Source organism: Candidatus Hydrogenedentota bacterium, from assembly GCA_013359265.1.
GTDB lineage: Bacteria > Hydrogenedentota > Hydrogenedentia > Hydrogenedentales > SLHB01 > JABWCD01.
On the sequence record JABWCD010000008.1, the window covers coordinates 42,315 to 68,571 of the forward strand.

A 26,257-nucleotide genomic window follows, 5' to 3' on the forward strand; every position below is an offset into this window, starting at 1 on the left:
CCTCGATACGTTTTGTATAGCGTCGCTCACAGCGAGCCCACCATCTAGTATGTCGGACTCACAAGAGACGGGAGTTCGATCAAGTGGCCACTTCATAACGCATCAAGTTTCACATTGTTGCAAGAGATAGTCCGACAGACGTTTTCAACTATGGCTTGGCAGGCGACGTACCGACATACCCAAGCGCTCTTAGTTCCTGTACCATTTCTGGGTCCGCCGGTGCAGTCTCCAGTTCCATTCCAAAGTTGGAGTGCTTCTCGTTCTCGCGGCTGTGTGCCAAGACTAGCGAACGTAACTTGTCCCGCAAGTCGGTCCTGCTCTGCGCGAGATTGTGACGTTCCCCGGGATCGGCGATGATGTCGAATAACTGCTCTACGCCACTACTATTATCGATGACCAGCTTTGCGTAGTCAGTCACTACGCAAAGCGTATTAAGACCCGTGAATGCTTGGGTCCCGCCCACGCTCGTGAATGCAGGTAGACCATTCGACGACCGGCCGACGTCGGTGAGCCTAGGCAAGGCACTGATCCCTTGCCATTCGCTGGGCGACTCGATGTGCAGATAGTCCAAGAGTGTAGGCATTACATCGATCAACTGGATCGGATCTTTCGACCGAGTTGGCCCTAACCCTGGCATCCGCAGCAGTAGTGGAACGTTGACGAGCTCGCTGTACGCTGTCTTGCCATGCCCGAGCGCGCCATGATCCCAGAGTTCTTCGCCATGGTCGCTCGTGACGACAACGATGTTTTCCCCGCCACTTATGTGGTCGAGCACTTGGATAAGCTGTGCTACGTGGAAGTCAACGTACGCGCACTCGACATCGTATAGATACCGGACATGCTCGCGTCCAGCGGGCGAAATCTCGGCGTACTTTCGATCCTTTGAGAGCCGCAAATGCGAGTAGAAATGGTCGATGTAGTAGTCTACAAAGTTTGAAATCAACCTCCGATCCTGGTCATCGATAGTTGGGGGAGTTCCGTACTTGTGAAAAAAGTCGGGGTGTTCCACATAGACGGAATGGGGGTCGAAATAATGGCAGTACAGAAAATACGGCGGTTTCGCGCTTCCGGCAAGCTGGATAGCCTCCGTTGTGACCGTTTCGCCCAATGCCGCCCACATGTACTTGTATTCATCAAAGTCCCGGTCAAGCCCCATCCCTGTGCGCAGGTGCGAGTTCGTTTGCACCGCCAGCATGGAATAACCTGCCTTCTTGAGCACAGCGGTGGCAAGCGGGATCCGTGACGACACCCGATTACGCGTTGGCTTGTCACGGTCCGATCTCCAGATGGCGTTTGGATCCGTTGAATACCGGATTCCATGCACCTCCGGGTAAAGCGACGAAAATAGGGACGTAACCGAAGGCAGGGTCCAAACTTCCTGCGTCATACATGCGTCGAAACGGCATGCGCTGCGCGAGAACTCAGACAACTGCGGCATAATCGGCACGCCGTTGCGCTGGGCGTCGAGCTTGTCCGCACGCAGCGTATCTACAACAACAAAGACGATGTTAGGTAATTGTCGTTGCACGGAATCACTCGCAGACGGTTCCGCCCGCACGTGTTGCGCTGCAACAGACGCGGCTACAACCACCGTCACCAGCCACGACGAACGCAACCCTATTCTGGCGGAAGCACGGTTCTTCCCTCCCACGCTCCGAACTTTACGACAAGTCAGGACGCGGTAATGCGGCAGACATCCAACCTGCATTCCGCTCACCGTCCGGTTTGCGTCCTCACCAAGGTCCGCACCAATAAAGTTGCCAAGCCTACAACCATAATCATTGCCACCAAATACGCCAGACCTCGCGACGATGCGGATGGGGCTGACTCAATGACCTGAACCTGGTAGGGCTCGGTCATTATTTGGTCTCCGGACGCATCCTCCATCGTCGCCCAATAGTACCCCGTGTCGCCCTCAGTTACCGGGTCGATGATCAGTTCAGCAGTGTCTGCACCCGAGACGTTACCACCGTTGCTCAAAACGGTACCGTCCAGAGGGACTAGCGGATACGCCTTGCCTCTCACTCCCATTACCGCCGATCTCGTCCAAAACTTCATCTGACGCGGGGCCTCTACCGTCGCACGTAGTCTCAGGCGCTCGCCAGGGGGAAGATAGTGTCCGCCGTCAATTGGATCTACAGGAAGTTGCTCGGTCTGATCGCAAGTCCCATATTCGAACACACTGCAGTTTGTCGAAGTGGCGCCATCGGGGGCGGTGGCGGTTACGCACGTCGGACCGTCCACGCCTTGATAAGGCGTAAGACAGGTTATGCTACTTGACGTGTGCACTTGAACCTGCTGCGCTGGCGTGCCGTTGAAGAGAATCTGAATACCGGAATGAAAATTAGTCCCGGCGATGGCAACTGGCGTACCCCCGCAAGCGCCACCCACGTTCGGGGATACTGCGGTGACCGTCGGTTCGAGATAGGTGAATGCGCCGATTTTAGCGTGGCTTTGCATGTCGGGGTTGACGACGGTCACATCCACAACTGAACCGCCCGTCCCGGGAGGCGTCTCGCACGTGATCATCGTTTCGTCTCCGGAATAGTAGGTTGCATTGGGTAGGACGGTGACGTTTGTCGCTGGGGCGGCGCCAAAATACACGTTGGTCGTGCCGCTTTCGTCAAATCCAAGGCCGATTATTGTGACACTCGTGCCGCCAACTTCCGATCCAGTGTTGGGAGTCACGACCACCACCGATACGGCGCCAGCAGACTGCGCCAAGACAATTCCAAACAAAAAAACATAGGCCAAAATGGCTTTACCCAAAAGACGATCCCCCATATTGACTTATCCTCCCTCTGTTGATAGCGGCTCGTATCGTCGCACCCATTCCACACACGTGATGGGACCGGCCCGCAGGTTCCCCGATTCGGTCGTCTTTTAAGCAACATCTGCGCCAAGTTGAGGCAACAATATTTATTGGTGCGCAAACCATTTTTATACAGACACTTGCGAGTGCGAGAAACCGCAACCACAAGTCGCGCACAATCCTAATGAAGTGTTCAAAACTCCAGAATCTTGAACGGAAAATCCCAAAAGATTGGACGTGTCTTGATTTTCATGTGGCGAATGAAGTCATCGATTGCTGTGATTAAGCGAGTTTTTTTCTCGAACCGACCCAGCGCGAGATCGTCACGCCGTGCCCACAACGGCGGGAATCAAGACACAACTTGAACAAATGTTGTTGTCGCCTGACGTCCGCATGCCGCGGTACTTGCGATTTGCGCGCGTGGGGGGCCTGCAATCAGCGGGCCAAGTTTCCGTAGGATTGCAATATGCCGCTGCCGCCGAAGGGATCCATCAGCGGGCCGATTCCCTGACCGAGAATGGCGAAGTACTGCGGGCGTTGCCTTGGATGCGTATACGGATCGTCGCGCAGCGCAAGGCACGGAGTAGAGCGCGGCGCGGGAAAATCTTTGGCGCGAAGTTTACCCGCCACGTACACGTAGCGCATCGGGGTAATCTCGCTCAAGGCGAGCGTCGTGTAGCGTGTGGAATTTGTGTACACGCCCAGTTCGTCAGGTTCGAAAATACCTTTCAGCCAGTACTCGGTTATGTCGTCCGTAAGAACCGCATCGAGAAACGCCTCTTGGTTCGGAAGAAGGCGCAGCGTGTCCGGGTCCTTGAAGAACACGGGGTACTCATCGAGGAAGACGGCGAATAGCGTTGTCGAAGACTTTGCGAGTACATCCTCATATTTCATCGTCCAGACATCGAAGCCCAATCGCCTTGTGTGGCCCGTGACTGAGTATCGCGATGTTTCGATTAAAGTAGTGTCGCCAGCAGGGCCACCGATGTCCTCGGATCGTGATGCATATGTCCACTCGTAACCGACGTCGAACGGCCAGAACTCGCGTAGTCGCACATGGTAAGGTTCGCCGTCGGTAGCGTAGATCTCGACAAAGTCTCCAAACGGGGCGTCGTCCCCGTACGATACCGTTAGCGTACCCCTGAAATCCGATTTGCCAATAGAGGATCGATCGAGACGTACCAAGACCGGTGTATGACCATTGGGCGTCACGATTCCGCGATGAGTAACCACTTGTGCCCACGGCACATCGCTCGAAACGCGAAACCCACCCCAATTCGCGCCAGCATTGTAAACATAAAACGTCCAAACGCATTCCGAATCGCCGAAGTCGTGTACCGTCTCCGACACCCCCAGCGGCGCGTTCGACATGGGACAACCCGAACACAGACACAGCGCGACCAGAAATAAGGAAAGTTTCGATCTTGCTCTCGGCCGCGAACTCGTGAACCCGTTAATGTCACGGCGGACCAGGACACGCGGACGAAAACGTGCCGTCGTTTGTGCGTTTAAGATGCCGTCCATCACAGACTCTGCTGTGCGTCTCGGATTGCTTTTTCGTATCCCTGCGCCAATTCTTCGTTTCCGATCTGCCTATAGAGCGAGGCGATTTCTTTCCAAAGACTTAAGATTTTGGGACCGTTAGTTATGAAGTTCTGTTCAATCATCGCATCCGCCTGTTGTTTCATCGTCGCGATTCGCGCTTCGACGTCGGCCTTATTCTCTTTCTTCTTGGGTTGTTGCGCTTGCATCGGCTGGCTCGGCTTCGCCTGTGGGACTTGACCCTTCGGGAACGCCTTGTCCCAGCCGTTCCACATTGTCTCGAAGGCCCGCCCAAGGCGCGGCGCCTTTGACTTCAAATCGTCAAGCAGTTTGCGCGTGATATTGTCAACGGCTTTCGAGTGCGCTTGCTGCAGGTTCATCTGAAGCTTGTGCGCGAGTTGTGCGTTCTCCGCAAGCTGGCTGAGGTACGAACTGACATTCGCGCCTACCTCGTTAGGTACATCTACAGGATCGCGCAAACTGCGTCCGTCGAGGATGGACTTGTTCATCATGTACCAGGATGCAAACTGGCCCAAGCCCTGTTGGACTTGACTCAACACCTCTTCGGTCGCTTTGGAGATGGCTTCACCATGCACGACGCGCGCCGCCTCGTTAAACGGATCGCCGCTCACGTTCCGGGATGCGCCGCTCCGAGGTGTGCCGGGTGAAGTCGAACCGGGCTTACTCGTCGGCTTTTCCGGTTGTTTCTCGTCAGGTACCCAGTTGAGAAATGCGATCGGTCCCTTAACGTTGTGATAGCAATTGTTCGAATGATAGCCCTTGCTCCAGCGGTCAGATTGGACCATAAGGTCGCGTGAATACTGCAGCCGCTCCATGACGTCGCCGATGGTCTTTCCTGAAATAGAACCCCAATGCTTGGAATTGTCGTGGGTCCATACCTCGACGTACCAATACAGCACGGCATACTTGGAGGGATCGCCATTTGGCACAAAAGTGATGTTTCCGTCGTTTCCTCTCACATAGAATCCGTTCGTTGCCGGTCCGGAGTACGGATTTGCTTGTACGTTACCTTCGACTTGCTCGCGCGATGGGGTTGCCAACGCGGCAATGCAACATCCGAAGACGGCGGTGAAAAAGAAGAAGGAGCGAGATGTCATTGGTCAATCCCTCGTACACGACGATTCTTGAGTGAACACACGAATACGAAATGTCGCCTTTATTGCTTTGTAAGTTTGAAGCAGCCATTCTCGGTAACATCGTTTGTTACCCACATGGACCCATTTAGTGTTGCGTCCTTGTACGGCTGGACGCACCGGTATGTCGTCCCCCCCAAGGTGAACTCGAATACAGAATCACCATTTTCGTTTTCGTAGAAGCTCCATCCGGATTTTGCTACGCCTGCGGGCTCGTATTCGGATGGAGCATCGTCCAATTTGCTGCAGTAATCCAAGCTGATTTCGTTGTTGCTGAGACCGCCACCCTCATAGAAGGTAATATAGGCTTCTCCGGCCCACGAATTGTCGCAGCACCAGTTAAAGTTTTGATACCACGTTCCCGGAATATCGGCGGCGGTCAGCAATTCATCTGGCCCCAGATCGATCCAAATCGGGCAGCCCGAAACTAGGATTGTCGCCACCAGTAGCGCGATCTCATATTGAAACTTGTTGCGCACGTCGCCGTACTCCTTCCCTTAAGTTTTCTACACCGATGTAACCCAAGGTCAATTGGTGTATTTACCATTCTTGGAGATCGACCCACCCTCCTCGACATTGATTGGAATGCTGGCCGGTCTAGACCATCCCGTTATTGTCTTGAAGTCGATCATGTGCGAGCCGACCGGCACATCGTAGAACTTGGTTGCGCTGCCTTTTCTCCATGCTCCGTCATCAATGCGCCAGCGCGCACCGACTTTCCGGGCGGCCTTGGGCTTTATTGCTACTGCTACTTGCCCGGCCTGACGCTGGTATGTACCGTCTTCCTGCGTCAATTGCCCTGCGCTTAGATCGACATCGACTGCCTGCGGGGTTGTCCAATCGGTTATAGGCAGAAACTCCACGGTGTAAGCTCCGGGAGGAAGGCTGCCCTCAGAATCGCCACTGTTGAGCCACTCCGCGGTCCCTTGTCTACGCCATTTTGCGCCAGCGACAATTGCCTCCTGAGGCGAGATTGTGACACGGAGCTGCCCGGCTTGAGTGTACGTGGCGTACGCTGGACTCAGGCCGTTTGCGTCGATAGTTACAGGCTGGCTTTCTGGCGTTACCCAACCCCAGACCGTACTGAATTGGAGCGTATGTTCGCCTGCTGGAATGCCACCAAGGGTCTCTGATCGCCATGTACCGTTGTCGACCCGCCATTGTCCAGTCGTTACGATTTGGTTTACGAATCCCTGCATCTCGACGCTTACCCAGAGTGTTCCCACATCGTAGTCGCTCGGCGAATAGGTCTCGGCATAACGTTGGATGGGGACTGCTCCGCTAATAGCAACACCATGAGTGTTCGGCGCTGTCCAGCCAGCGATAGGCTTGAACGAGAGGTAATGAATGCCGATCGGTAAGTCGTATACCGTAGAACCGCTATTCTGCCATTCGCCACCATCGACGGCCCATTGGGCACCGGCCACATTGGCTTCCTCGGGAAAAAGAGTCACACTGAGGCCGCGCGAGTCCGGTTCGTATGTAATGAACTGGTATCCTTCGCGAGGTTCAGACGTGAATATCGAGTAACTTGGGAATGGCGTGATCCAGCCGGCTATTGCCTTTGCCTCGATTTTGTAGCCGAAAGGATCCGGGTTGTATGGGACGATTGTGGTATTGCCGGAGTTCAGCCATGTGCCGTTATCAAGCCGCCACTGCGCCCCTGCCGATACTGCGCCCTGAGGTCCAAGGATGACTTCGTACACGCCGCTCGGTTGGACGAATCCCCACTCGAATGCGCAAGCCAAGTCTTGCCCTTCATTTACGGTAACGATTTTGGGTGCGGGAGTTTGCCATGTGCCGGAATGGTTCCAGCTACCGGTAATGGCCTTGAAGGAGACCGTATGGTTGCCAACGGCCAATCCCGATTCCGTGTCCCCACTGTCGTGCCACGTGCCACCATCTACGCTCCATTGCCCGCCCAAATCGACGACCGCAGGCGGGCGCAAAGTAACTTGTATAGAATTCGGCTGGGGCGCGAGTGCTAGACTCTCCGTTACATCAGAATTGGACTCGCCTCCTGCCCATGTCGCGCAGATCCATGTGGTAACAATGGCAAGTCCGAGCCGAAATCGGTGCCTGTAGGGGCACGACCAATACATGATGCCTTTACTCCAAGTTTGGAATAATCCGTTATCGCATGCAGCGAGGGCGTTCTATGGCACACCACATTTGCTTACACGCAAGAGTTGGGCCAATTCGACGCGGCGATGAGTTACGGTTAAGCAATCAACCAGAAGTCAATCACTTGTGGACGAACGGATTTAGCGTGACCCTCGGAGGAAGGCCGAATAATACGTCCGAAATTCCAGAATCTTGAACGACGAATCCCAAAAACATGGACGCACCGCGATTCTTGCGGGCGGCTGGCTTGCTTGTCTGTGTCTCAATTGCTATATTAATGGATAATAAAGTCCAATTTTCTAGGCGGCATTTGTGAAGTATCGTCGGGTGCAGCGATGATTGAGGCGGGGCACGGGACGTGGCCGGGGCGAGGTTCGCGTGGTTTGATCGATTCCAATATCTCGCCCTGGTGAGAAGCGTGCGGGTAAGTGGAGCATGAGTGAAGTAAATGACAGAGGGGATGAGAGGTCGCCCTACGAGATCGTTCGCATAATTGGAAGCGGCGGGATGGGCGTTGTTCATGAGGCGTGGGACACGCGTCTGGAGCGCCGCGTTGCGATAAAGACCGTACATCCGCACCTGCTCCAAGATCCTTCTATCGCGCTGCGGTTCGAGAACGAGGCAAAACGGGCGGCGCGAATCGAGCATCCCAACGTAGTGCGCGTGTACCGTGTGGACAACCTGGACGGGCGTACGGTCATCGAGATGCAGTTCATTGATGGCACACCATTGAACGTGTTGCTTCAGTCCGGATCGCTCTCGCCCACACATACGGCGAATCTCCTGCGACAATTACTTGAGGCGCTAGCGGCGTGCCACGCGCAGGGCGTCATTCATTGCGATTTGAAGCCCGGAAACGTACTGGTCACGCAGGACGGGCATGCAGTGCTGACCGACTTCGGAATTGCCCGCGCGCTCTATGGTGCGGACATGGCTGGAACGCAGTCGGGCGCGTTGTCCGCGCCCTTGTGGGGCACACCACAGTACTGTCCGCCAGAAGCCTGGGAAGGGAGCGACGTTTCGCTTCGCTGGGACCTGTACGCGGCTGGTGTTCTGGTGTATGAAGCGGTAACGGGCGGGCCCGCATTCAGTGGCCAGACCCGCATGGCGCTGATGAAACAGATTCTGACCTCTATGCCGCAGCCGCTGTCCACAATTCGGCCCGATGTTTCGGGCGCCTTCTCCCGCCTCGTTTCGCAACTTATGGCCCGCGATCCTGAATTGCGGCCTGCGAGTGCGAAAGTGGCGCTCGCCGTGTTGCGCGACACACCCGAACACCGCTCAAGCGGTGATGCCTGGGATACACAACCGTTGACCTGTATCGGGCCCGATCCATCAGTGAAAGGTGCAGATCGATCACGTCGCTCGACGTTTGTCGTATCTGTCATGTTAGCGATCCTCCTCATGGCGGCTACAGTTGCGGGGATCGCTTGGCCCAGGAGCGCCGGCCTGCAGTCAGGCAGCGGTTCGATCACGCCTACTACAAGGGACCCAAAATCGTCCAACCTGCTTGTAATAGGCGATTGTGGGTACTTTGCAGCAGACGACGGCGAACACGGGCGCGAGTTGTGGGTTGCGGATGTGGCACAGGGCGGTGAGTGCAGGTTGGTGGCGGATATTGTGCCCGGTTCCGGTTCGAGTAATCCACGCAATTTGATGGCGCGTCCCCACGGCGGTTTTGTCTTTGCCGCGACGACACCGGAGACGGGCGAAGAACTTTGGTACGGGATTTCTCCTGACGGGAGTAGTTATTCGATCATGATGATCAAAGACATACTGCCGGGTCCCATGGGTAGCGAACCGGTGCCAGTAGCGAGCGCACGGACGATGGTGCTTTTTTATGCGACCACTTTGATGGAGGGGCGAGAATTGTGGTGCACGACCGGCATAAGCGAACAACAGACCGCGCTGGTGAGGGACCTTAACCCAGGTGTGGAAGGATCCATACCAATGCGCCCGCGCGTGTACGGCGTGCTGGACAATGTGTACGTGGTGGCCATTCCCGACGCAATTCGCGGCTGTGTGTTGTTTAAATATGACTTCTCCGATAATACGCTTCGTGAAATTGGCGATGTGGGCGAAGACACGGCACCGCGCGGGACGGCCAATGGGAAGGTGTTCATGGCCAATACTGACAACGATCACGGGTACGAGTTATGGACATACGACGCAAAGAATAGAGTGCTGGGTATGATCGCCGACCTGCAACCAGGACCCGATGGTTCGTATCCCTCGGAGTTTGGTAGCTGGAACGATCAAGTGCTGTTCCGCGCGCAGACCGACGAAGTAGGAATCGAATTGTGGTTAAGCGACGGATCGGCAGGCGGGACGGGGCTCATAAAGGACATCAATCCCGGGCGAGCTGACAGCGACCCTAATTCTTTTGTTCCGTTGGGCGAGTATGTGTTCTTTCGGGCAAAGGATGACGCGTGTGGCCGGGAGCTTTGGGTGACAAACGGCACAGCTGCCGGAACGGAGCGCGTCTGCGATCTGATGCCCGGCCCGGAATCCGGTGAGCCCTATAACATGGTCGCGCGTGGTCCGTACCTGTTTTTCTCCGCAAAAGATCCCGAACATGGAGAAGAGCTGTGGCGCACGCATCGGGACGAAGAACGATGGATTACGGAACTTGTAGCAGACCTGTACCCTGGCCCGACAGGGTCCGAACCGCATATGCTCCAGTGGACTGACCGCGGAGAGGGATTATTCCTGGCAAAGACCGCCACATATGGGATAACGGTGTGCAAGCTTTCGCCCGGATTCGACGTACCGGAGATAGCGCTGGCCGGTTATCCCGAGACAACCGTCGTTCCTCTCGCCATCGAGGCGGTCACGCCATGACCTGTGCTGGCAATCGCTACTGCCTACGCATGACGACAGGCCCAATGCCCGGAATGTCTTGGTCATTGACGGAGCCATTGACGCTTGTCGGCCGCTCAATGGGTTGCCACATTCGAGTTGACGACTCGCATGTATCGCGCGTGCAATGCGAGATTGCGCGCGAAGGCTCAAGCGTCCGGCTGCGAACTATTAGTGAGCGTAATCCGACGATGGTGAATGGTAACGCATGCAACAATGCGGTACTCACGCCTGGCGATGTTATTTCATTCTGCGGGATTTCGCTGGTGATAGACCAAAACCCGGCAGCGGATACTGCATTGGCCCCATTCGCAATGGACACCCGGACGACTCAGTCATTAGACGATATTGTCCATTTGCAGTCCTCGTTCGATGCGAATAGGTATACACACGACGCAACCTTGGTCGAAGATCTGCATTCACTGGTTGGTATCGTGCGCGCACTGGGCAGGGCCACGTCACTCGACGCATTGATAGCGCAACTGGTAAACCATTTGACGGACCGGTTCCGCGCAGAGAGCGTTTGGATCGGACTGCGCATGCAGGCGGATGGCGTCTTGATTCTCCTTCCGCCCGTAACGGCGGAGCAAACACGTACCGCGCCGTTTGGCGTTATGCGTGAGGCGTGCGCAATGTCAGCAGGCCTCATGATTGAGGGGGCCGATAATACGGAGGGGCGCTGGCTTATCGCAGCACCGTTGCTGCACGGCGGAGAGAGTATTGGCGCACTTGTTGTCGGCCGTCCGCGTTCGCTAGGGGAGTTCACGCCGGCAGACCTGCAGTATCTCGTAGCGGTAGCGGATTGCTGCGCCCCATTGATCCGCGCGGCGGAACGGTTCGAGCAAATGCAGCGTGACATGAATGCAAAGTCGGAAGAACCATATACGTCTGTTCAACTTTTGGGGGACAGCCGTGAGATGCGCGCGCTTCAAGGCGAAATCCGCCGGGCCGCCGCGACGCGGGTACATGTGATATTACAGGGTGAAACCGGAGTAGGCAAAGAGTTAGCGGCGCGCATGCTTCATGACCACAGCGCTCGATGTTCCGGTCCGTATATCGTGGTGAACTGCGCCGCCATTGCCCCCGAACTATTCGAGAGTGAAATGTTTGGCCATGAACGCGGTGCGTTCACGGGCGCAATTAGGCGGAGAAAGGGGCTATTTGAACTGGCCCAGGGCGGTACGCTTTTTCTAGACGAGATCGCGGAACTGAGTCTTGCCAATCAGGCGCACCTGTTGCGCGCGGTGGAAACCGGCACGTTTAGACCAGTGGGCGCTGAACGGGAATTGAAAGTAGATGTTCGCGTTGTTTGCGCAACAAACCGGCCTCTCCCGGACCCCGAACAACGCTATTTCCGGAACGATCTCTACCATCGCCTCGCCGGGATCGTTCTGCGCATCAAACCATTGCGGGAACGTAGGGATGACATACGGGTGCTCGCCGCGCATTTTCTAAGAACAGCCGCGCTGCATTCAGCCAGCCATCCGACGGGATTCGCAGACGCAGCATTGGAAAAACTGGCGGCGTATGCCTGGCCCGGAAACGTGCGCGAACTGCGCAACGTTGTAGAGCGCGCCTGCGACTTGTCGCGCGGCCCATACGTTGACGCCGAGAATATCCTGATTGAAGATGCTGCGCCTATCGGACCGATTCATCGCGAGAACGCAACGCTGGAAGACTTAGAACGTCAGCACCTCGTCGCGATGCTGCAGCGCCACAACAACAGGGTTGTGGATGTCGCGCGCGCCCTCGGGATCTCTCGCAGCACGCTCTATTACCGACTTTCACGCCACGGAATTAAGGCGCGCCAACCAAAGTAGTGGTTCGTGCCTCTTAAAGTTAGGTGTGCCTCAAGAAACAGCGCGCCGACGCGTAGACAAATACGATCCGGCATGGAAACAAGGGCACTACAATCACTCGCAAATCAAAGTGGCATGAAGCAGTAGGAATAATCAAAAGAATAAAGGCATGGGTGAACTTGACGATATCGAAGAATGATGGTGCCGCCCCAACATCCACAATGCAATCCAATCGACTACGCCCAATGCAGAACACTTGTCCTGAAGCCAAATGGCTGGGGTGTAGCGGATGGTGTATAATTTCTTTTAAGAACGCGGCAGTTTGTGCGTTTGAATACAGTTTAAGGCAATAGCAAGTCGCTGAAGTGGCACGGGTTTACCATCTGTGGCAGTAACCGACAAAACCACTTTTAGTGCTTTACACGCAGGGGGTCGGGGGTTCGAATCCCTCGCCGCCCACCATTTGCTAACCCCTCTACGGTGACGAATCGCTTTGTTTTTAATGGGTCGTTCGCGTGTCCGCGAGTTTGAGGTTCTTCCTTTTGTCCGGGCTGGAAGTCCGCGGATCGCGTGCATTCATCGGGTCTCGGATTTTGCCGGATCGCGTACTTCGATATTCGGGGTCTCGGTCAGCCGGTCATCGGGAACGAATGTAATGCGCATGCCGAAACCTGCGCGCGTTGCCAGAATTCGTCCAAAGTCGTGCAGGGAAAGTTCGCGCTCGTCAATGTATACGGTCGCTTCTCCGTCAAGCCCGCCATCGTTCACTACGCATCGCAATACGTCGCCGCGCGGCACCCAATGCCGGCGCTGGGCGCAGAACTCGATTTGCGGGCTGCCTTCCGGGATTTCCACTGCGACATAGTCGCACGGCGCGGGCTTCTGCTGTTGCGCACGAATCATGTCGTTGAGCGAGTCGAGAACGTCCTGATCGGATGTTTCCGGCAGTTCGGGGCCGATATGGAGATTGACGCTGGACGTGCTCTCGTCCCTGTACTCGACGATAGCGGTCTCGCCGTCCCTCGTTATTTTCACCTGGTTGATGCGCGCAACGAACGGTTTCTTGCGTCTCATATCTTCTTCCCCGCGATGAAGGCCCCCGTCATAGGACACGCGCTAACTGCTTTCCCCCGCATTCAAGGCGATTTCGATGAATTCGGAACTGCCCCGCGCGTCGCAGTATGCAATGTGTCACGAACCGATGGTACCTTAGCTACACGGGCGGCTGCACGTGAGGCATCGGGCGCCCGGGGGCGATGCAGTCCGAATACTTTTACCCCCGGGAAAACCGGGACCGAGTCGGGGCCGGCATTACAGGACGCCGAATTGAGGGAAAAGGAGGCACGGGATGTTCCTGAACTACTCCCTCGATATTCGCTCGCTGACCGTCGTGTGCGCGCTCACGGCACTGTGTCTCGGCGCGGGCCTCGGGGTCGCCGTCGGAACGATACGCAAGCACTCGGGCCTTGGCATCTGGTCCGCAGGCTACCTAGTCGCGGGCGTGGGCTATGCGCTCCTTTGGACACGCGGTACCTGGCCGGACTTCGCCTCGATTGTACTTGCGAACAGTCTTGTCGTCCTGGGCGGGTCATGCTTTGTCGTCGGGATTGATCGATTTCTCGGATACTCGGACTCCAAGCCCGTGCTTGCGCTCATTGTTCTCCCCACAATCGGCCTGCTCGCGTACTACACGTTCATTCAGCCGTCCATTGTGTCGCGCATCATAGTGGTGTCGATTGTTCTGGGTGGTCTCGGTTTCACGTGTACGGCGAAGCTCCTGCTGCGCATCAAACCGGGGGCGCGGGTCCCGCAGGTTGCGGTCGCCGTGCTCTTCGCGCTTCACGGCGCTATCATGATGGTGCGAGCGTTCGCCGTGCTGGGCACCAGGACCGGGCCCGACCTTTTCAGCCCAAACTTATTTACTACCCTGACGCTGCTGGATTTCATTCTGCTATCGCCGAGCACAGGTCTCGGCCTCTTGGCGATGGTTTTCAAGGACGTTAACGCGGCGTTGGAGTCCGAGATCGCAGAACGGAAGTCTTCGGACGAAAAACTGCGCCAGACCGCCTCCGACCTGGAACATGCGCTCAAGGAGATCAAGACGCTTCAGGGAATAATTCCGATTTGCGGGTACTGCAAGAAAATTCGGGACGATTCGGGTGTGTGGAAGCAACTCGAGGTGTATATCAGTATGCATTCCGACGCGGAATTTAGCCATGGCGTGTGCCCGGACTGTGTTAGGCGATTTCATCCGGAGGTTTGACACGGCCCGCCGGGGACTTGGAGGGCCAAATATTTCAAGAGTGGTACAACCGGAAATAATCGGGACTTTGACAGGCCGCGCCATAAGCACGATAATCGCGAAGAATACGCTGGTTTGCGCCATAACTGACCGGAACTGACTTGCAGTAACGGGCTCGCCGCGCACGGAGGACGAGCGGTCAAGGCGAACGCGGGGGAGGGGGATCATGTTCAAGTTGTACTCGAAAGGATGCCAGCACGCATTGTGGGCCCTTTCGTACGCGCATCTCGAACGGGAGGGCGCGCGTTTCCAGCCGAAGGATGTTTGTCACCGCACCGGGATTCCGGAACCGTTCACGCGGAAGATACTTCAGGCGCTTGTCCAGGGCGGGTTTCTCAATGCGCACCGGGGACCTGGCGGCGGCTATACCCTTGCTCGAAGCGCCGAGAAGATTTCTCTGCTTGACGTAATCAAGGCCGTTGAGGGGCGGGACACGTTTGACCACTGTGTAATGGGACTTCCCGAATGCGGAGGCGTTAACCCCTGTCCGATTCATCGAATGTGGGCTGACGCGAAAACCAAACTGTTGAAGGACCTCGCCGCGAAGTCGCTCGCGGATATTGCGGTAATTGCGCTGAAGCAACAGGCCGCGAGCGGAAAGCGGGCGGAACGAAAGCGCAAGCCGTCAAAGCGGGCAGTGCCGCGGAGTCGCGGCGTGTTGCTGAGGCCGTAGCGCTGTTAACGCGCTTTTACTACGGACGGCTCTCCCGATGGGATTCGGACGGCAGGGCGTAAGAGTTGGCGCCGCCAACCGCGCCGCTCCGGCGATTGGGTCTGACCGTCAGGAACTCAGTTGTTTGGCCCAATCCTGATACCGCGCGTACTTGGCATTTCCAATCGATTCCTGCCCGGTGATCTTGAAGTTATAGAGCAGGTCCGACTGATCTTCGGCGGTCAATACGGATTCCCCCAGAATAAAGAGTACTTCGTTTTCCTTCCGGATATGTGCGGTTAGCAGGTCGGAGTAGGCTTGCAGGTGCCGAGCCAGTTCGGGCGCGGCATCCGAATCGCCCTGCTCGACAGCGGCCAGCGCTCGCGCAATCGCGGAGACCTCGTCGCGTCCAATGCCGTGTTCGGTGAGCATGCACCCGATTGGACCCATGAGCCGCGGGATTCCGCGGGCTTCGAGCCGGGGGAAGTAATCCTGCTCCTCTTTGCCATGATGGCATGAATCCACGAAATCGCGAAAGAACTCCGTCATTTTGCGAATAAGCCTGGTGTCCGCCTTTCCGGTCGCCCGTATTCGGTTTGCCTCGGCCGTCGCAGCGCGCACGACCTTCATGATTACTTCGTGTTCTTCGATGAGCACATCCGCTGCTCTCATATCGTCCTCCTCCCGGCGGCGTTTCGTTGCACACGATCGCGGCCGTTGACATCTGGACGGCAGTATGCCATATTGTGGATAGAAAAGTCCATTAATGGGGTCGCCGTGTTCAAACTGTATTCCAAGGGGTGCGAGTACGCGTTGCGCGCGCTGACCTACGCCGCGTCACAAAGCGAAGACGGGCGTTTTCGCGCGAAGGACGTATGCGAGAAGACGGACATTCCGGAATCGTTTACGCGGAAAGTCTTGCAGGCGCTGGTGCAAGGGGGCTTCCTGCGGGCGGTGCGCGGGCCCCACGGGGGGTACGTGTTGACGCGCCCTGCGAGCGAGATCACATTATTGGATGTAATCGAAGCCGTCGAAGGGGACACCACATTCGACCATTGCGTGCTGGGGTTTCCTGCGTGCGGGTCGAAGCACCCGTGCCCGCTTCACGACACCTGGGCGCGCGCGAAGCAGCGGTTGACGGCCCAACTGGGACGGCGCACGCTGCGGGAGCTGGCGGACAGCACGCGCCGCAGGAAACGCCGAACCCACCTCGATTCGGTGTAGGAGAGGGCCATGCGTACCGAGGATACAGGCAGGGGGTTGACAATGCCCGGGAAAATGTGGATATTAATATCCAGAATAAATTGGACTTCACAGTCCACTTTAACCGGCCGGATCGGGGGATCCGCGAGGAGGGGGAAGTGAACCGCATGCGTGCGAGCGTTTTGGTTTCCGGCTGGATTCTGTGCATCCTCGTCGCGGCAGCACAAGAGCCCACAAGCGCCCCGCTCCCCCCGACGCCGGACCAAACGGCGGTACCGTCGCAGGCGATCGCGCCCGAGCCGGCCGCTGCAGCGCCGCCGCCAGAGCCACCCTCCGCCCCTCCGGAACCCGAGAAGTCCGATCCGGCGGCGCAGATGTACATGTTGAAATGCGCGGGCTGCCACACGATTGGCGGCGGCCAGCTTTCGGGCCCGGATTTGCGTCCGGTGCAGACGTGGCCGCGGCAAAACGTCGATCCCGCGATTCAGCGCATGGAGAAGAATGTTGGTCCGTTGAAGCCGGAGGACGTAGCGCTGCTCACTGAACTGCTGCAAGCGCCGGATGCGGCCGGGCGTCTCGCGGACGAGCGGAAGCGGATTTCATTGAAGGAGCTGGCGAAGCTGGCGCCGGCCAACGCGGAAGCGGGCGAGGCGATCTTCTTCGGACGCATGCCGCTATCGAACCGCGGCCTGTCGTGCGCGTCGTGTCATGCGGTGGGCGGGCGTGGCGGAAATCTCGCGTCCGACCTCACGGGCAGTTTCGCGAAGATGGGCGAAGTCCCGCTGGGCAGTGCGATCGAAGGCGTGACTTTCCCCCTTATGAAGGCGGCCTACGCGGACAAGGCGATCACAAAGCAGGAGACGATCCACCTCGTCAAGTATCTCGAGACGGCGGGCAAACAGGTGGGCGAGCCCGCGCGGGTCCCGCCGTTGCACGCCATCGGCACCGTGGGCGCGGTGGTCTCGGTGATCGGCCTGACCCAGCATTTCCGCAAGCGCAACCGTGGCGTGCGAAAGACGCTTGTACGCAACGCCATGAGGAGAAGCCGTTCATGAGTTGGATTAAGGATTTGTTCGCGCCGAAACAGCGGTCGTGGGAAGAGTTCTACCGCAATCGGTGGGCGTTCGACAAAATCGTCCGCAGCACGCACGGCGTCAACTGCACGGGCGGATGCAGTTGGAACATCTACGTGAAGCAGGGCATCGTTACGTGGGAAATGCAGGCGCTCGATTACCCCGTATTCGATCGCAGCGTCGCGCCGTACGAGCCGCGCGGCTGCCAGCGCGGCATCTCATACTCCTGGTATATCTACAGCCCGCTGCGCGTGAAGTATCCGTATATTCGCGGCGCGCTGCTGGATCTCTGGTACGCGGCAAAGCGCAAATACCCAAATGATCCCGTCGCGGCGTGGAAGTCGATCGTCACCGATCAGGCGTCGCGCAAGAAATACCACACCGCCCGCGGCAAAGGCGGACTCCGCCGCGCCTCGTGGCAGGATGCGAAAGAGATTATCTCGGCGGCGAATATCTATACCGTGATTAATCACGGCTCCGACCGCCTGATCGGCTTTTCTCCCATTCCCGCAATGTCGATGATCAGCTACGCGGCCGGCGCGCGGTTCCTGCAATTGATGGGCGGCGTGTCTATGTCGTTTTACGACTGGTACTGCGACCTGCCACCCGCCTCTCCGGAAATCTGGGGCGAACAGACCGACGTCGCCGAGAGCGCGGACTGGTTCCACTCGAAATTCATCGCCACGGTCGGTTCGAACGTGCTCATGACGCGCACGCCCGACGCGCACTTCCTCGTCGAAGCACGGCACAATGGCGCAAAGGTGGTCGTGTTCTCGCCCGACTTCAGCCAGACCTCGAAGGTCGCCGATGAATGGATTCCAATTCATCAAGGCCAGGACGGCGCGTTCTGGATGGCGGTCAACCACGTCATCCTCAAGGAATGCTTCGTCGAACGTAGAGTCGACTATTTCACGGACTATCTCAAGAAATACACCGACGCGCCGTTTGTCGTGCAACTCCAAGACGCAGGAAACGGAGCGTACAAAGCCGGCGCATACCTCCGCGCGTCGCAGATGGCCGCGACCAAAGACGAAGACCTCGCCAAATGGAAGATGTTTGTGGTCGACGAGGACACGGACGAACTCAAAATGCCGAAAGGCACCGTCGGCCACCGGTGGCAGAAAGAGAAAGGGCACTGGAACCTCAAGCTTGAAGATGACAAGACCGGCGCGCAAATCAATCCACTGCTCTCGCTCAAAGGCCGCGGCGAAAGCGTAACCGTCGAGTTCTGGGATTTCTCGCAATCGACAAATGACAAGCCCGTCCGCCGTAGCGTGCCCGCGCGGAAAATCGACACCGTAAATGGCCCGGTGTGGGTGACGACGGCGTTCGACTTGATGCTCGCGCAGCATGGCGTGAGCAATGGCCAGCCCGGCGAATGGCCCACGAGTTATGAAGACGACGCGCAACCCTACACACCCGCTTGGCAGGAGCAGTTCACGGGGATCAAGGCGTCGGTCGTGACGAACTTCGCGCGGCAATGGGCGAAAACCGCCGAGCGCACGCAGGGCAAGTGCATGATCATCATCGGCGCGGGCGTCAACCACTGGTACCATAACAACCTGATCTACCGCGCCTGCATCACCACGCTGATGCTCACGGGCTGCGTCGGCCGCAACGGAGGCGGCTGGAACCACTACGTGGGCCAGGAGAAACTCGCGCCGCAGGCATCATGGGCGCCCATTGCATTCGGCGCGGACTGGGCCGGTCCGCCGCGCCACCAGAATTCTCCGTCGTTCCACTACGTCCACTCCGATCAGTGGCGCTACGACATGCCGTTCAACGAAATCTGCGTCGTCGGCGACGAAAAACACCGCATGGCGTCGGGCCACACGATCGACAAGCAGGCGCTCGCCGTCCGTTGCGGCTGGCTGCCGTTTTTCCCGCAGTTCACGCGCAGCAACTTCGACGTCGTTCGAGACGCCGAGGCCGCGGGTGCAAAGACGAACGAGGAGATCGTCAAGCATGTTGTGCAGCGCTTGAAAGACCGCTCGCTCAAATTCGCGTCAGAAGACCCCGACGCGCCCGAGTGCTGGCCGCGCGTGTGGTACATCTGGCGCGGAAATGCGCTGCAAGCCTCCGCAAAAGGGCACGAGTATTTCCTGAAGCACTATCTGGGCACGCACCACAACAGCATCGCGACGGAAGTCGCCGAGGAACACGTGAAGGAAGTCACCTGGCACGACAAACTCGAGCTCGGGAAGATGGACCTCGTCGTCGATCTGAACTTCCGCATGGACACGTCGGCGCTGTACTCCGACATCGTGCTGCCGACCGCCACGTATTACGAAAAGGACGACCTCAACTCGACGGACATGCACTCGTTCATTCATCCCCTGCAGGCAGCCGTCCCGCCGTGCTGGGAGTCCAAGAGCGACTGGCAGATTTTCCGCGAGATCGCGCACCACACAACAGAACTGGCGAAACGATATCTGCCGAAACCGGTTAAGGATCTCGTGGCCACGCCGCTTGCGCACGACACACCCGCCGAGGTCGCGCAGCCGTCAATCAAGGACTGGGCGAAGGGCGAGTGCGAACCCATTCCGGGAAAGACCATGCCGAACCTCGCGATTGTCGAGCGCGATTACACAAAGGTCTATCAGAAGTTCATCAGCCTCGGCCCGAATTTCCGCGACAAGGGAATTGGCATGCACGGGACGATCTACAGCGTCGCCGACCTCTACGACGAATACATGCTCACGCATCCCGTCGAGGAATGGGGCGGAAAGAGCTATCCGTCCTTGTTCGAGGACCGCAGCGTGTGCGACGCCATTCTCGCGTTCGCGGCAGAGACGAACGGCGAATGCGCGTATCGCGCCTACGCCGCCGAGGCGGTGAAGACCGGCATCGACCACACGCACGCTGCCGAGCACACGCGCGCCGTGCGCATGTCGTTCAAAGACATCTGCACCGAACCGCGCCGGTTCCTGACGACGCCGTATTGGAGCGGCGATGTGAACGACGGCCGCACGTACGCAGCGTACACACAAAACATCGAAGGGCTCGTGCCATGGCGCACGCTGAGCGGGCGGCAGCATTTCTACCTCGACCACGAGGCGTACCGCGCGTTCGGCGAGCACTTGCCGACGTTCAAGCCACGCGCCGACCGTCACACCACGCGCGACCTCGAACACACGAAGTCCGATCACGGATCGCTCGTCCTCAATTACCTCACCCCCCACGGGAAGTGGCACATCCACTCCACCTACGGCGACACGTTGCGCATGGAAACGCTTTCGCGCGGCATCGAGCCGTTCTGGATGAACGATGACGACGCCGGCCTGCTCGGCATTCAGGACAACGACTGGGTCGAAATTACGAACGACCACGGAGTCGTCGTAACGCGCGCGTGCGTCAGCGCGCGCATCCCGCGCGGCATCTGTTTCATTTACCACGCGACCGAGCGCACCGTCGGCGTGCCGAAGGCGCCAGGCCGCGGCAATAAACGCGCGGGCGCGCACAACAGCCTGACCCGCGCGCGCCTGAAACCGCTGTTCATGATCGGCGGCTACGGACAATTCACCTATGCGTTCAACTACTGGGGACCCACCGGCGTCAACCGGGACACCTACGTGGTCGTCCGCCGCATCGCAAAGCCCGAGTGGTAGGAAAGGAGCCCGTTTTTCATGGACGTACGCGCACACGTTGCGATGGTGTTCCACCTCGATAAATGCATCGGGTGTCACACATGCAGCGTCGCATGTAAGAACGTCTGGACCGACCGGCCCGGCGCCGAATACATGTGGTGGAACAATGTCGAGACGAAACCGGGCACCGGCTACCCCACGCTGTGGGAGGACCAGCTCAACTACAAGGGCGGTTGGGAACTCACTGCAAACCGCGAACTGAAACTACGGTGCCAGAACAAGGTCAGCAGTTTTCTGAAACTGTTCTACAATCCCAACCAGCCGGGTCTCGACGACTACTACGAGCCCTGGACATACAAGTACCAGGACCTCTTCGACGCCGAGGCGGGCGACGACCAACCGACGGCCGTCCCCGTTTCGCAGATCACCGGCGAGGTCATCGACATCGAAGCCGGACCGAACTGGGACGACGACCTCAGCGGCTCGCCGGTCTACGCCGAAAACGATCCGAACCTGCGCCACCTCACGGAAGATGAGCGGCGCATGCTGTTCGAGATCGAGAACATCTCGATGATGTACCTGCCGCGCATCTGCAACCACTGCGCGAATCCAAGCTGCGTGGCGTCCTGCCCTTCCGGCGCGCTCTACAAACGCGGCGAAGACGGCATCGTGCTGGTCAATCAGGACAAATGCCGCGGCTGGCGAGCGTGTGTGTCGGCCTGCCCCTACAAAAAGATGTACTACAACTGGCAGACCGGCAAATCGGAAAAGTGCATCCTGTGCTACCCGCGCGTCGAGACCGGCCAGCCACCCGCATGTTTCCATGCATGCGTGGGCCGCATCCGGTATATGGGCGTGCTGCTGTATGACGCCGACCGCATCGAAGAAGCGATGAAGGCGCCGGAGCATTCGCTCGTCGAGGCGCAACGAAGCGTAATCCTCGATCCGAACGATCCCGAAGTCGTTCGCGGCGCGGCGGAGTCGGGCGTCAGCGACATTTTCGTCGCGGTGGCGCGGCGCTCGCCAGTGTACAAGTACGTAAAGGAATGGGAACTCGCGTTGCCGCTGCACCCCGAGTTCCGCACCATGCCGATGCTCTACTACGTGCCGCCCCTGTTACCGATCTCCGGGCGCATGGGCGACGGCATCTACGAACACGACGCCGATGAGTTCTTTTCTCATCTCGATAAGGCGCGCCTGCCAATGCGGTACCTGGCCGCGTTGTTTGCCGCGGGCAACGAGGAAATCGTTCGACTGGTCATGAAGAAACAGATGGCAGTGCGTTACTTCAAACGCGCGCAGGAAGTCGACGACGTGGACCCGGAAAAAGTGAAGCGCGTGCTGCGCGAGGCGCACGTCACGCCGGAAACGGCGGAAGCCATCTACCGCATGACCGCGCTGGGCAATATGGAGAACCGCTACGTAATGCCGCCCATCCAGCGCGAGGAAGCCATCGAGGGCATGGGGAACAACGGATGCTCGCCGGAATTCTGCAAGGGCGCCTGCGGGTTCGGCGCCACGCAACCGCCGCGGCGGGGGGCCTGACCATGAATGCTACTGCAACCACGACTGCGGCACTTGCCACCATTGGCCCGCTGTTCGAGTATCCCGACGACGAATTCCAGGACCGTTATGACGAAGCTCTCGACGCGGTGAGGACGTTTTCAAGCGACGCCGCCGACGCGCTCGCGGATTTCTGGCGCGACCTGTCGGGGCTTTCGACCGAACACGCGCAGGAGCTGTACACGCGTTCGTTCGACCTTTCGCCGGTGTGCGTGCCGTACGTGAGCGTGCATATCTTCGGCGCGGAGAGTTTTAAGCGCGCGGAGTTGATGACCGGCCTGAACGCTACATACGAACGCGCGGGGTTCGACCGCGGCACAGAACTCCCGGACCACATCGCGCTGTTGTTTCGGAGCGCGCCGCAGTTTGACGACGAAGAGTGGGCCGATCTGGCGGGGCTGGTGTTGAAGGCGGCGATGGACAAGATGTTCACCGCGCTCGACACGGCCGGCAGTCCGTGGCGCCATGCCATGCGTGCCGCGCAGGCCCTGTTGACGACGGGAGGCGATACGGATGGTTACTAACTTCTTCTTCATCGGGTTGCCCTACATCGCCCTGTTCTCACTCGTGGCGGGGTCGATCTACCGGTACCGCTCCGATCGGTTCAGTTACAGCGCGTTGTCGTCGCAGTTTCTGGAAAGTAAAAAGCTGCTATGGGGATCGCTGCCGTGGCACGCGGGAATCCTGATCGTACTGATCGGGCATCTCATTCCGTTCCTGCTTCCGGGCTTGTGGCAAAGCTTCACCGCGCACTTTGGTTTCGTGATCGCCGTCGAGATCATTGGCGTTGTTGCGGCGTTTATGGCGCTCGTCGGACTCGTCGTGCTGCTGGTGCGACGGTTGATATCGCGCCACGTCCAATCTGTTACAACGCCGGTCGATCTCATTGTCCTCGCACTATTCATTGCGCAGGTGCTCATTGGCATTCAGACCGCCGCCGGGCACCGTTGGGGATCGATGTGGTCGGTGCAAACAACAACGCCATACCTTTGGAGCCTTCTGACGTTTCGTCCGGACCTCAGCTATGTCGAGCCGCTTCCACCGACGGTGAAACTGCACATTGCCGTGGCGTGGTTCATCGTGCTGCTGTTTCCGTACTCGCGGCTCGTGCACATGTTTTCGATTCCCATTCAGTACTTGTGGCGGCTGCCGCAACAAGTCATCTGGACCAATGCGCGCCGTATTCAACACCTGGCGCCGGTGGTGCGAACGGCGCAAGAATCTCGGCGCCTGTTTCTTCGGGGGGCGGTTGGCCTTGGTTCCGCGGGCGGGCTGCTCACTCTTGGCGTGATGGATAAGCTCGTTCGGTTCTTCAGCGGTCCGAACATGACGCCCGACGAGCAAGCCGCGCTGCTGAAGAAACGTCTGCAACGGCTCGAGATGACGGCGGAGGAGCGCGAACTCGAACTCGAACGCATGCGCAACGAGTACATTTTCGTGGCCAACCTGAAAGACCTTTCGCCGAAAGATGGCAAATACTTCATCGACTATCAGATGCGCCCGGCGCTTGCGTATCGCGACGTATCGGGAATGCCGTTGCTCATTAGCGCAAAGTGCACACATCTCGGTTGCACGGTCGCAAGCACGGTTGATAGCAATGGCCGGGTGCTGTGCCCGTGCCACATGTCGTACTTCGATTTGAAGACGGGCGCGCCGCAGGCGGGTTCGCCGGCGACGAAGCCGCTTCCGCTCCTGGGGTGGGCGCTGATGGACGACGCCGGAAAGGTCCTGATGAGTCAGGGTCCTGAAGGCAAGACCGAGGGCGAGGTCCCCGCAGGCCAATTGGACGCGCTCAAGGTGTACATCGCGAAGCGGTATGAGGAGATTGCGTGATGAGTTCCGAGCGTATGAACGCGGCCGGTGCGTTTATCCGGGAGCGATTTCCCGTGCACCATATTAGCTTCGACGAGATGGTGGGAAAAAAGGAAGTACCGCAGCACCGGATGAGTTGGGCGTATTACTTCGGCGGGTTGGCGCTGTTCTTCTTTTTGATTCAGCTCGGCACCGGCGTGATGCTGCTGTTCTACTACCAGCCGACCGTGAGCGATGCGCACGCATCCGTCGAGTTCATCACGAAGCACGTGAGCGGCGGCGCGCTTATTCGAAACCTTCATGCGTGGGCGTCATCGTGCATGATTTTCTGCCTGTTCGTGCACCTGTTGACGACGTTCGCGATGAAGGCATTCGTCAAGCCCCGCGAGATCACGTGGATCACGGGCGTCGTGCTGCTCATGATCACGTTTGGATTTGGCTTCACGGGGTATCTGTTGCCGTGGCACCAAATCGCGGTGAACGCGACGAAGGTTGGACTTCAGTCAATCGAAGAAGCCGGGCAGTACATGCCGGGTGCGCTGAGTGAAATCCCGCGCAACATGAAGGAACTTATTCAGGGCGAGCCGGCCGTTGGCCAGGCGACGCTCAGCCGGTTCTACGCCCTGCACGTTGTTATCCTTCCGCTGATGGTGTTCGCCACGCTCGGCGCGCACGTCCTTCTCGTGCAACTACACGGCATGAGCCAGGGGGTCGATCGGCCCACGGGTAAGACGGAGCGCTTCTTCCCGTTCTTCGTGCTGAAGGACTTCACGTTGTGGGGCCTCGTGTTCCTCGCGGTAATCACGGTCGCGCTGTGTTTGCCGTTCGAGTCGATGTTTTCGTTCCCGTTGTTCCAGCCCTTCGATCCGCTGGGGTCGACCCCCGACGGAATCAAGCCGGAATGGTATTTCTTTTTTCTCTACTATCCGCTCGAGTTGTTGCCGTTCTGGGTGGTGATGCTCGCCATGACGCTTGGCATTGCGGGGCTGTTCGCCGCGCCGTGGATTTTCCGGCGGTCGAGCCGCCGGACGCTGGGCATGATCGCGATCGCGGCGTCGGCTTACCTCATCGTCACTACGTTGTTCGGCGACGCGATCTACACCTTCTTCAAAGGGGGCCACTGATGGACAGGTACACGGTCATCGGGATTGCATTCGCGTGCGCGACTGCGCCGTTTGCGTGGGGTTATCCGGAATTTCAGCAGTACGTTCAAAAGACATCCGGGCGCACGGTGAACTGCGCGATGTGTCACTCGCACCCCGATGGCCCCGAGGGATTGAAGCCCGGACAAATCGGAAGTTTGACACAGGAAGAACTTGATCGCCTCGGGCGTGCGCGTGCGGCATTCGAACCCGGACAAAATGTGGAGAGTCCGATTCTGAACGCGTTCGGCAACTCGATCATCAAGAAGGTGGGCAAGACCAAGTTTTTGCAGATTCGGCTGCATCCCGAGGAGTTGCCCGCGGCTCTGGGGCCGGAAACCGATCTGGACCATGACGGCATCAGCGACAGCGCCGAGTTCCTGGCGGGTACTGATCCATTGGACGAGGGCAGCGGTCCGCCGTCGCAACTGTTCATCCACAACCTGCGCGAGAACGCGTTCAATGTGATCATGATGGTCATCGCGACGGCACTCGGCATCTACGGTTTGAACGCGCTGTTACACGGGTTCGACCAGGCAATGCGGGCGCGTAGAGAAGCGCGGACACTGGAATAGCCGCAACGGTCTTTGGCGCCCGGGGGGGCGCGGGGGAGCCGTTCTTACAAATGGGGGA

At 58.2% G+C, this 26,257-nt stretch carries 20 protein-coding genes; 12 read left to right on the top strand and 8 right to left on the bottom strand.

The features are described 5' to 3' along the window. Positions 1-148: 148 nt before the first annotated feature. The 6 genes from HUU46_09285 to HUU46_09310 all read right to left on the bottom strand — a co-directional run bounded on the left by HUU46_09285 (position 149) and on the right by HUU46_09310 (position 7,370). Complete coding sequence (locus tag HUU46_09285) at positions 149-1,528, bottom strand: sulfatase (GenBank protein NUM53821.1); 1,380 nt, start codon at positions 1,526-1,528, stop codon at positions 149-151. Positions 1,529-1,713: 185 nt separating this feature from the next. Beyond that, a complete protein-coding gene (locus tag HUU46_09290; GenBank protein ID NUM53822.1) occupies positions 1,714-2,784 on the bottom strand; it encodes an IPT/TIG domain-containing protein in 1,071 nt (356 codons plus the stop codon). A 463-nt stretch (positions 2,785-3,247) separates the two neighbouring features. Continuing rightward, complete coding sequence (locus HUU46_09295; protein NUM53823.1) at positions 3,248-3,706, bottom strand: hypothetical protein; 459 nt, start codon at positions 3,704-3,706, stop codon at positions 3,248-3,250. A 629-nt stretch (positions 3,707-4,335) separates the two neighbouring features. After that, entirely contained in the window at positions 4,336-5,472 is a 1,137-nt protein-coding gene (locus tag HUU46_09300; protein ID NUM53824.1) for a hypothetical protein, read from the bottom strand. Between the two features lie 59 nt (positions 5,473-5,531). Beyond that, on the bottom strand, positions 5,532-5,987 hold the full coding sequence (locus tag HUU46_09305) for a hypothetical protein (GenBank protein NUM53825.1): 456 nt from the start codon (positions 5,985-5,987) through the stop codon (positions 5,532-5,534). A 48-nt stretch (positions 5,988-6,035) separates the two neighbouring features. Further along, the gene (locus HUU46_09310; protein ID NUM53826.1) at positions 6,036-7,370 is read right to left on the bottom strand and encodes a hypothetical protein; all 1,335 of its coding nucleotides are present in this window, start codon (positions 7,368-7,370) and stop codon (positions 6,036-6,038) included. A gap of 769 nt (positions 7,371-8,139) precedes the next feature. Between HUU46_09310 and HUU46_09315 the strand changes: the two genes are divergently transcribed. After that, positions 8,140-10,473, top strand: a complete 2,334-nt coding sequence (locus HUU46_09315) for a protein kinase (protein NUM53827.1) — start codon at positions 8,140-8,142, stop codon at positions 10,471-10,473. After that, positions 10,374-12,311 (top strand): sigma 54-interacting transcriptional regulator, encoded by a 1,938-nt coding sequence (locus HUU46_09320; protein NUM53828.1) that lies wholly within the window; start codon positions 10,374-10,376, stop codon positions 12,309-12,311. Before HUU46_09315 ends, HUU46_09320 begins: the two co-directional genes overlap by 100 nt. A 555-nt stretch (positions 12,312-12,866) precedes the next feature. On the opposite strand, the gene HUU46_09325 is transcribed toward HUU46_09320, so the two are convergent. Beyond that, on the bottom strand, positions 12,867-13,364 hold the full coding sequence (locus HUU46_09325) for a hypothetical protein (protein NUM53829.1): 498 nt from the start codon (positions 13,362-13,364) through the stop codon (positions 12,867-12,869). A gap of 274 nt (positions 13,365-13,638) precedes the next feature. Between HUU46_09325 and HUU46_09330 the strand changes: the two genes are divergently transcribed. After that, positions 13,639-14,553 carry a hypothetical protein gene (locus tag HUU46_09330; protein ID NUM53830.1) on the top strand — a complete coding sequence of 305 codons (915 nt, stop codon included), beginning with the start codon at positions 13,639-13,641 and terminating at the stop codon, positions 14,551-14,553. 205 nt (positions 14,554-14,758) lie between these two features. Then, positions 14,759-15,265 (top strand): Rrf2 family transcriptional regulator, encoded by a 507-nt coding sequence (locus HUU46_09335; GenBank protein NUM53831.1) that lies wholly within the window; start codon positions 14,759-14,761, stop codon positions 15,263-15,265. A 108-nt stretch (positions 15,266-15,373) separates the two neighbouring features. On the opposite strand, the gene HUU46_09340 is transcribed toward HUU46_09335, so the two are convergent. Further along, positions 15,374-15,916 carry a hemerythrin domain-containing protein gene (locus HUU46_09340; protein NUM53832.1) on the bottom strand — a complete coding sequence of 181 codons (543 nt, stop codon included), beginning with the start codon at positions 15,914-15,916 and terminating at the stop codon, positions 15,374-15,376. 105 nt (positions 15,917-16,021) lie between these two features. On the opposite strand from HUU46_09340, the gene HUU46_09345 reads away from it, so the two are divergent. The 8 genes from HUU46_09345 to HUU46_09380 all read left to right on the top strand — a co-directional run bounded on the left by HUU46_09345 (position 16,022) and on the right by HUU46_09380 (position 26,199). Continuing rightward, positions 16,022-16,468 (top strand): Rrf2 family transcriptional regulator, encoded by a 447-nt coding sequence (locus HUU46_09345; GenBank protein NUM53833.1) that lies wholly within the window; start codon positions 16,022-16,024, stop codon positions 16,466-16,468. Positions 16,469-16,605: 137 nt separating this feature from the next. Beyond that, entirely contained in the window at positions 16,606-17,502 is an 897-nt protein-coding gene (locus tag HUU46_09350; protein NUM53834.1) for a hypothetical protein, read from the top strand. After that, the gene (locus HUU46_09355; GenBank protein NUM53835.1) at positions 17,499-21,128 is read left to right on the top strand and encodes a nitrate reductase subunit alpha; all 3,630 of its coding nucleotides are present in this window, start codon (positions 17,499-17,501) and stop codon (positions 21,126-21,128) included. Before HUU46_09350 ends, HUU46_09355 begins: the two co-directional genes overlap by 4 nt. A gap of 18 nt (positions 21,129-21,146) precedes the next feature. Continuing rightward, on the top strand, positions 21,147-22,652 hold the full coding sequence (gene narH, locus HUU46_09360; GenBank protein NUM53836.1) for a nitrate reductase subunit beta: 1,506 nt from the start codon (positions 21,147-21,149) through the stop codon (positions 22,650-22,652). Between the two features lie 2 nt (positions 22,653-22,654). Next, positions 22,655-23,194 carry a molecular chaperone TorD family protein gene (locus HUU46_09365; protein NUM53837.1) on the top strand — a complete coding sequence of 180 codons (540 nt, stop codon included), beginning with the start codon at positions 22,655-22,657 and terminating at the stop codon, positions 23,192-23,194. Further along, the gene (gene narI, locus HUU46_09370; protein ID NUM53838.1) at positions 23,184-24,503 is read left to right on the top strand and encodes a respiratory nitrate reductase subunit gamma; all 1,320 of its coding nucleotides are present in this window, start codon (positions 23,184-23,186) and stop codon (positions 24,501-24,503) included. The genes HUU46_09365 and narI overlap by 11 nt, the downstream gene beginning before the upstream one ends. Then, positions 24,503-25,606, top strand: a complete 1,104-nt coding sequence (locus HUU46_09375) for a cytochrome b N-terminal domain-containing protein (protein ID NUM53839.1) — start codon at positions 24,503-24,505, stop codon at positions 25,604-25,606. The genes narI and HUU46_09375 overlap by 1 nt, the downstream gene beginning before the upstream one ends. After that, a complete protein-coding gene (locus HUU46_09380; protein ID NUM53840.1) occupies positions 25,606-26,199 on the top strand; it encodes a hypothetical protein in 594 nt (197 codons plus the stop codon). The genes HUU46_09375 and HUU46_09380 overlap by 1 nt, the downstream gene beginning before the upstream one ends. Positions 26,200-26,257: the final 58 nt, after the last annotated feature.

Coding starts and splice junctions, on each gene's coding strand:
- HUU46_09290 (NUM53822.1), bottom strand. CDS start 2,784: ATGGGGGATCGTCTTTTGGGTAAAGCCATTTTGGCCTATGTTTTTTTG.
- HUU46_09295 (NUM53823.1), bottom strand. CDS start 3,706: ATGAAATATGAGGATGTACTCGCAAAGTCTTCGACAACGCTATTCGCC.
- HUU46_09300 (NUM53824.1), bottom strand. CDS start 5,472: ATGACATCTCGCTCCTTCTTCTTTTTCACCGCCGTCTTCGGATGTTGC.
- HUU46_09315 (NUM53827.1), top strand. CDS start 8,140: ATGGGCGTTGTTCATGAGGCGTGGGACACGCGTCTGGAGCGCCGCGTT.
- HUU46_09325 (NUM53829.1), bottom strand. CDS start 13,364: ATGAGACGCAAGAAACCGTTCGTTGCGCGCATCAACCAGGTGAAAATA.
- HUU46_09330 (NUM53830.1), top strand. CDS start 13,639: ATGTTCCTGAACTACTCCCTCGATATTCGCTCGCTGACCGTCGTGTGC.
- HUU46_09335 (NUM53831.1), top strand. CDS start 14,759: ATGTTCAAGTTGTACTCGAAAGGATGCCAGCACGCATTGTGGGCCCTT.
- HUU46_09340 (NUM53832.1), bottom strand. CDS start 15,916: ATGAGAGCAGCGGATGTGCTCATCGAAGAACACGAAGTAATCATGAAG.
- HUU46_09355 (NUM53835.1), top strand. CDS start 17,499: ATGAGTTGGATTAAGGATTTGTTCGCGCCGAAACAGCGGTCGTGGGAA.
- narH (NUM53836.1), top strand. CDS start 21,147: ATGGACGTACGCGCACACGTTGCGATGGTGTTCCACCTCGATAAATGC.
- HUU46_09365 (NUM53837.1), top strand. CDS start 22,655: ATGAATGCTACTGCAACCACGACTGCGGCACTTGCCACCATTGGCCCG.
- narI (NUM53838.1), top strand. CDS start 23,184: ATGGTTACTAACTTCTTCTTCATCGGGTTGCCCTACATCGCCCTGTTC.
- HUU46_09375 (NUM53839.1), top strand. CDS start 24,503: ATGAGTTCCGAGCGTATGAACGCGGCCGGTGCGTTTATCCGGGAGCGA.
- HUU46_09380 (NUM53840.1), top strand. CDS start 25,606: ATGGACAGGTACACGGTCATCGGGATTGCATTCGCGTGCGCGACTGCG.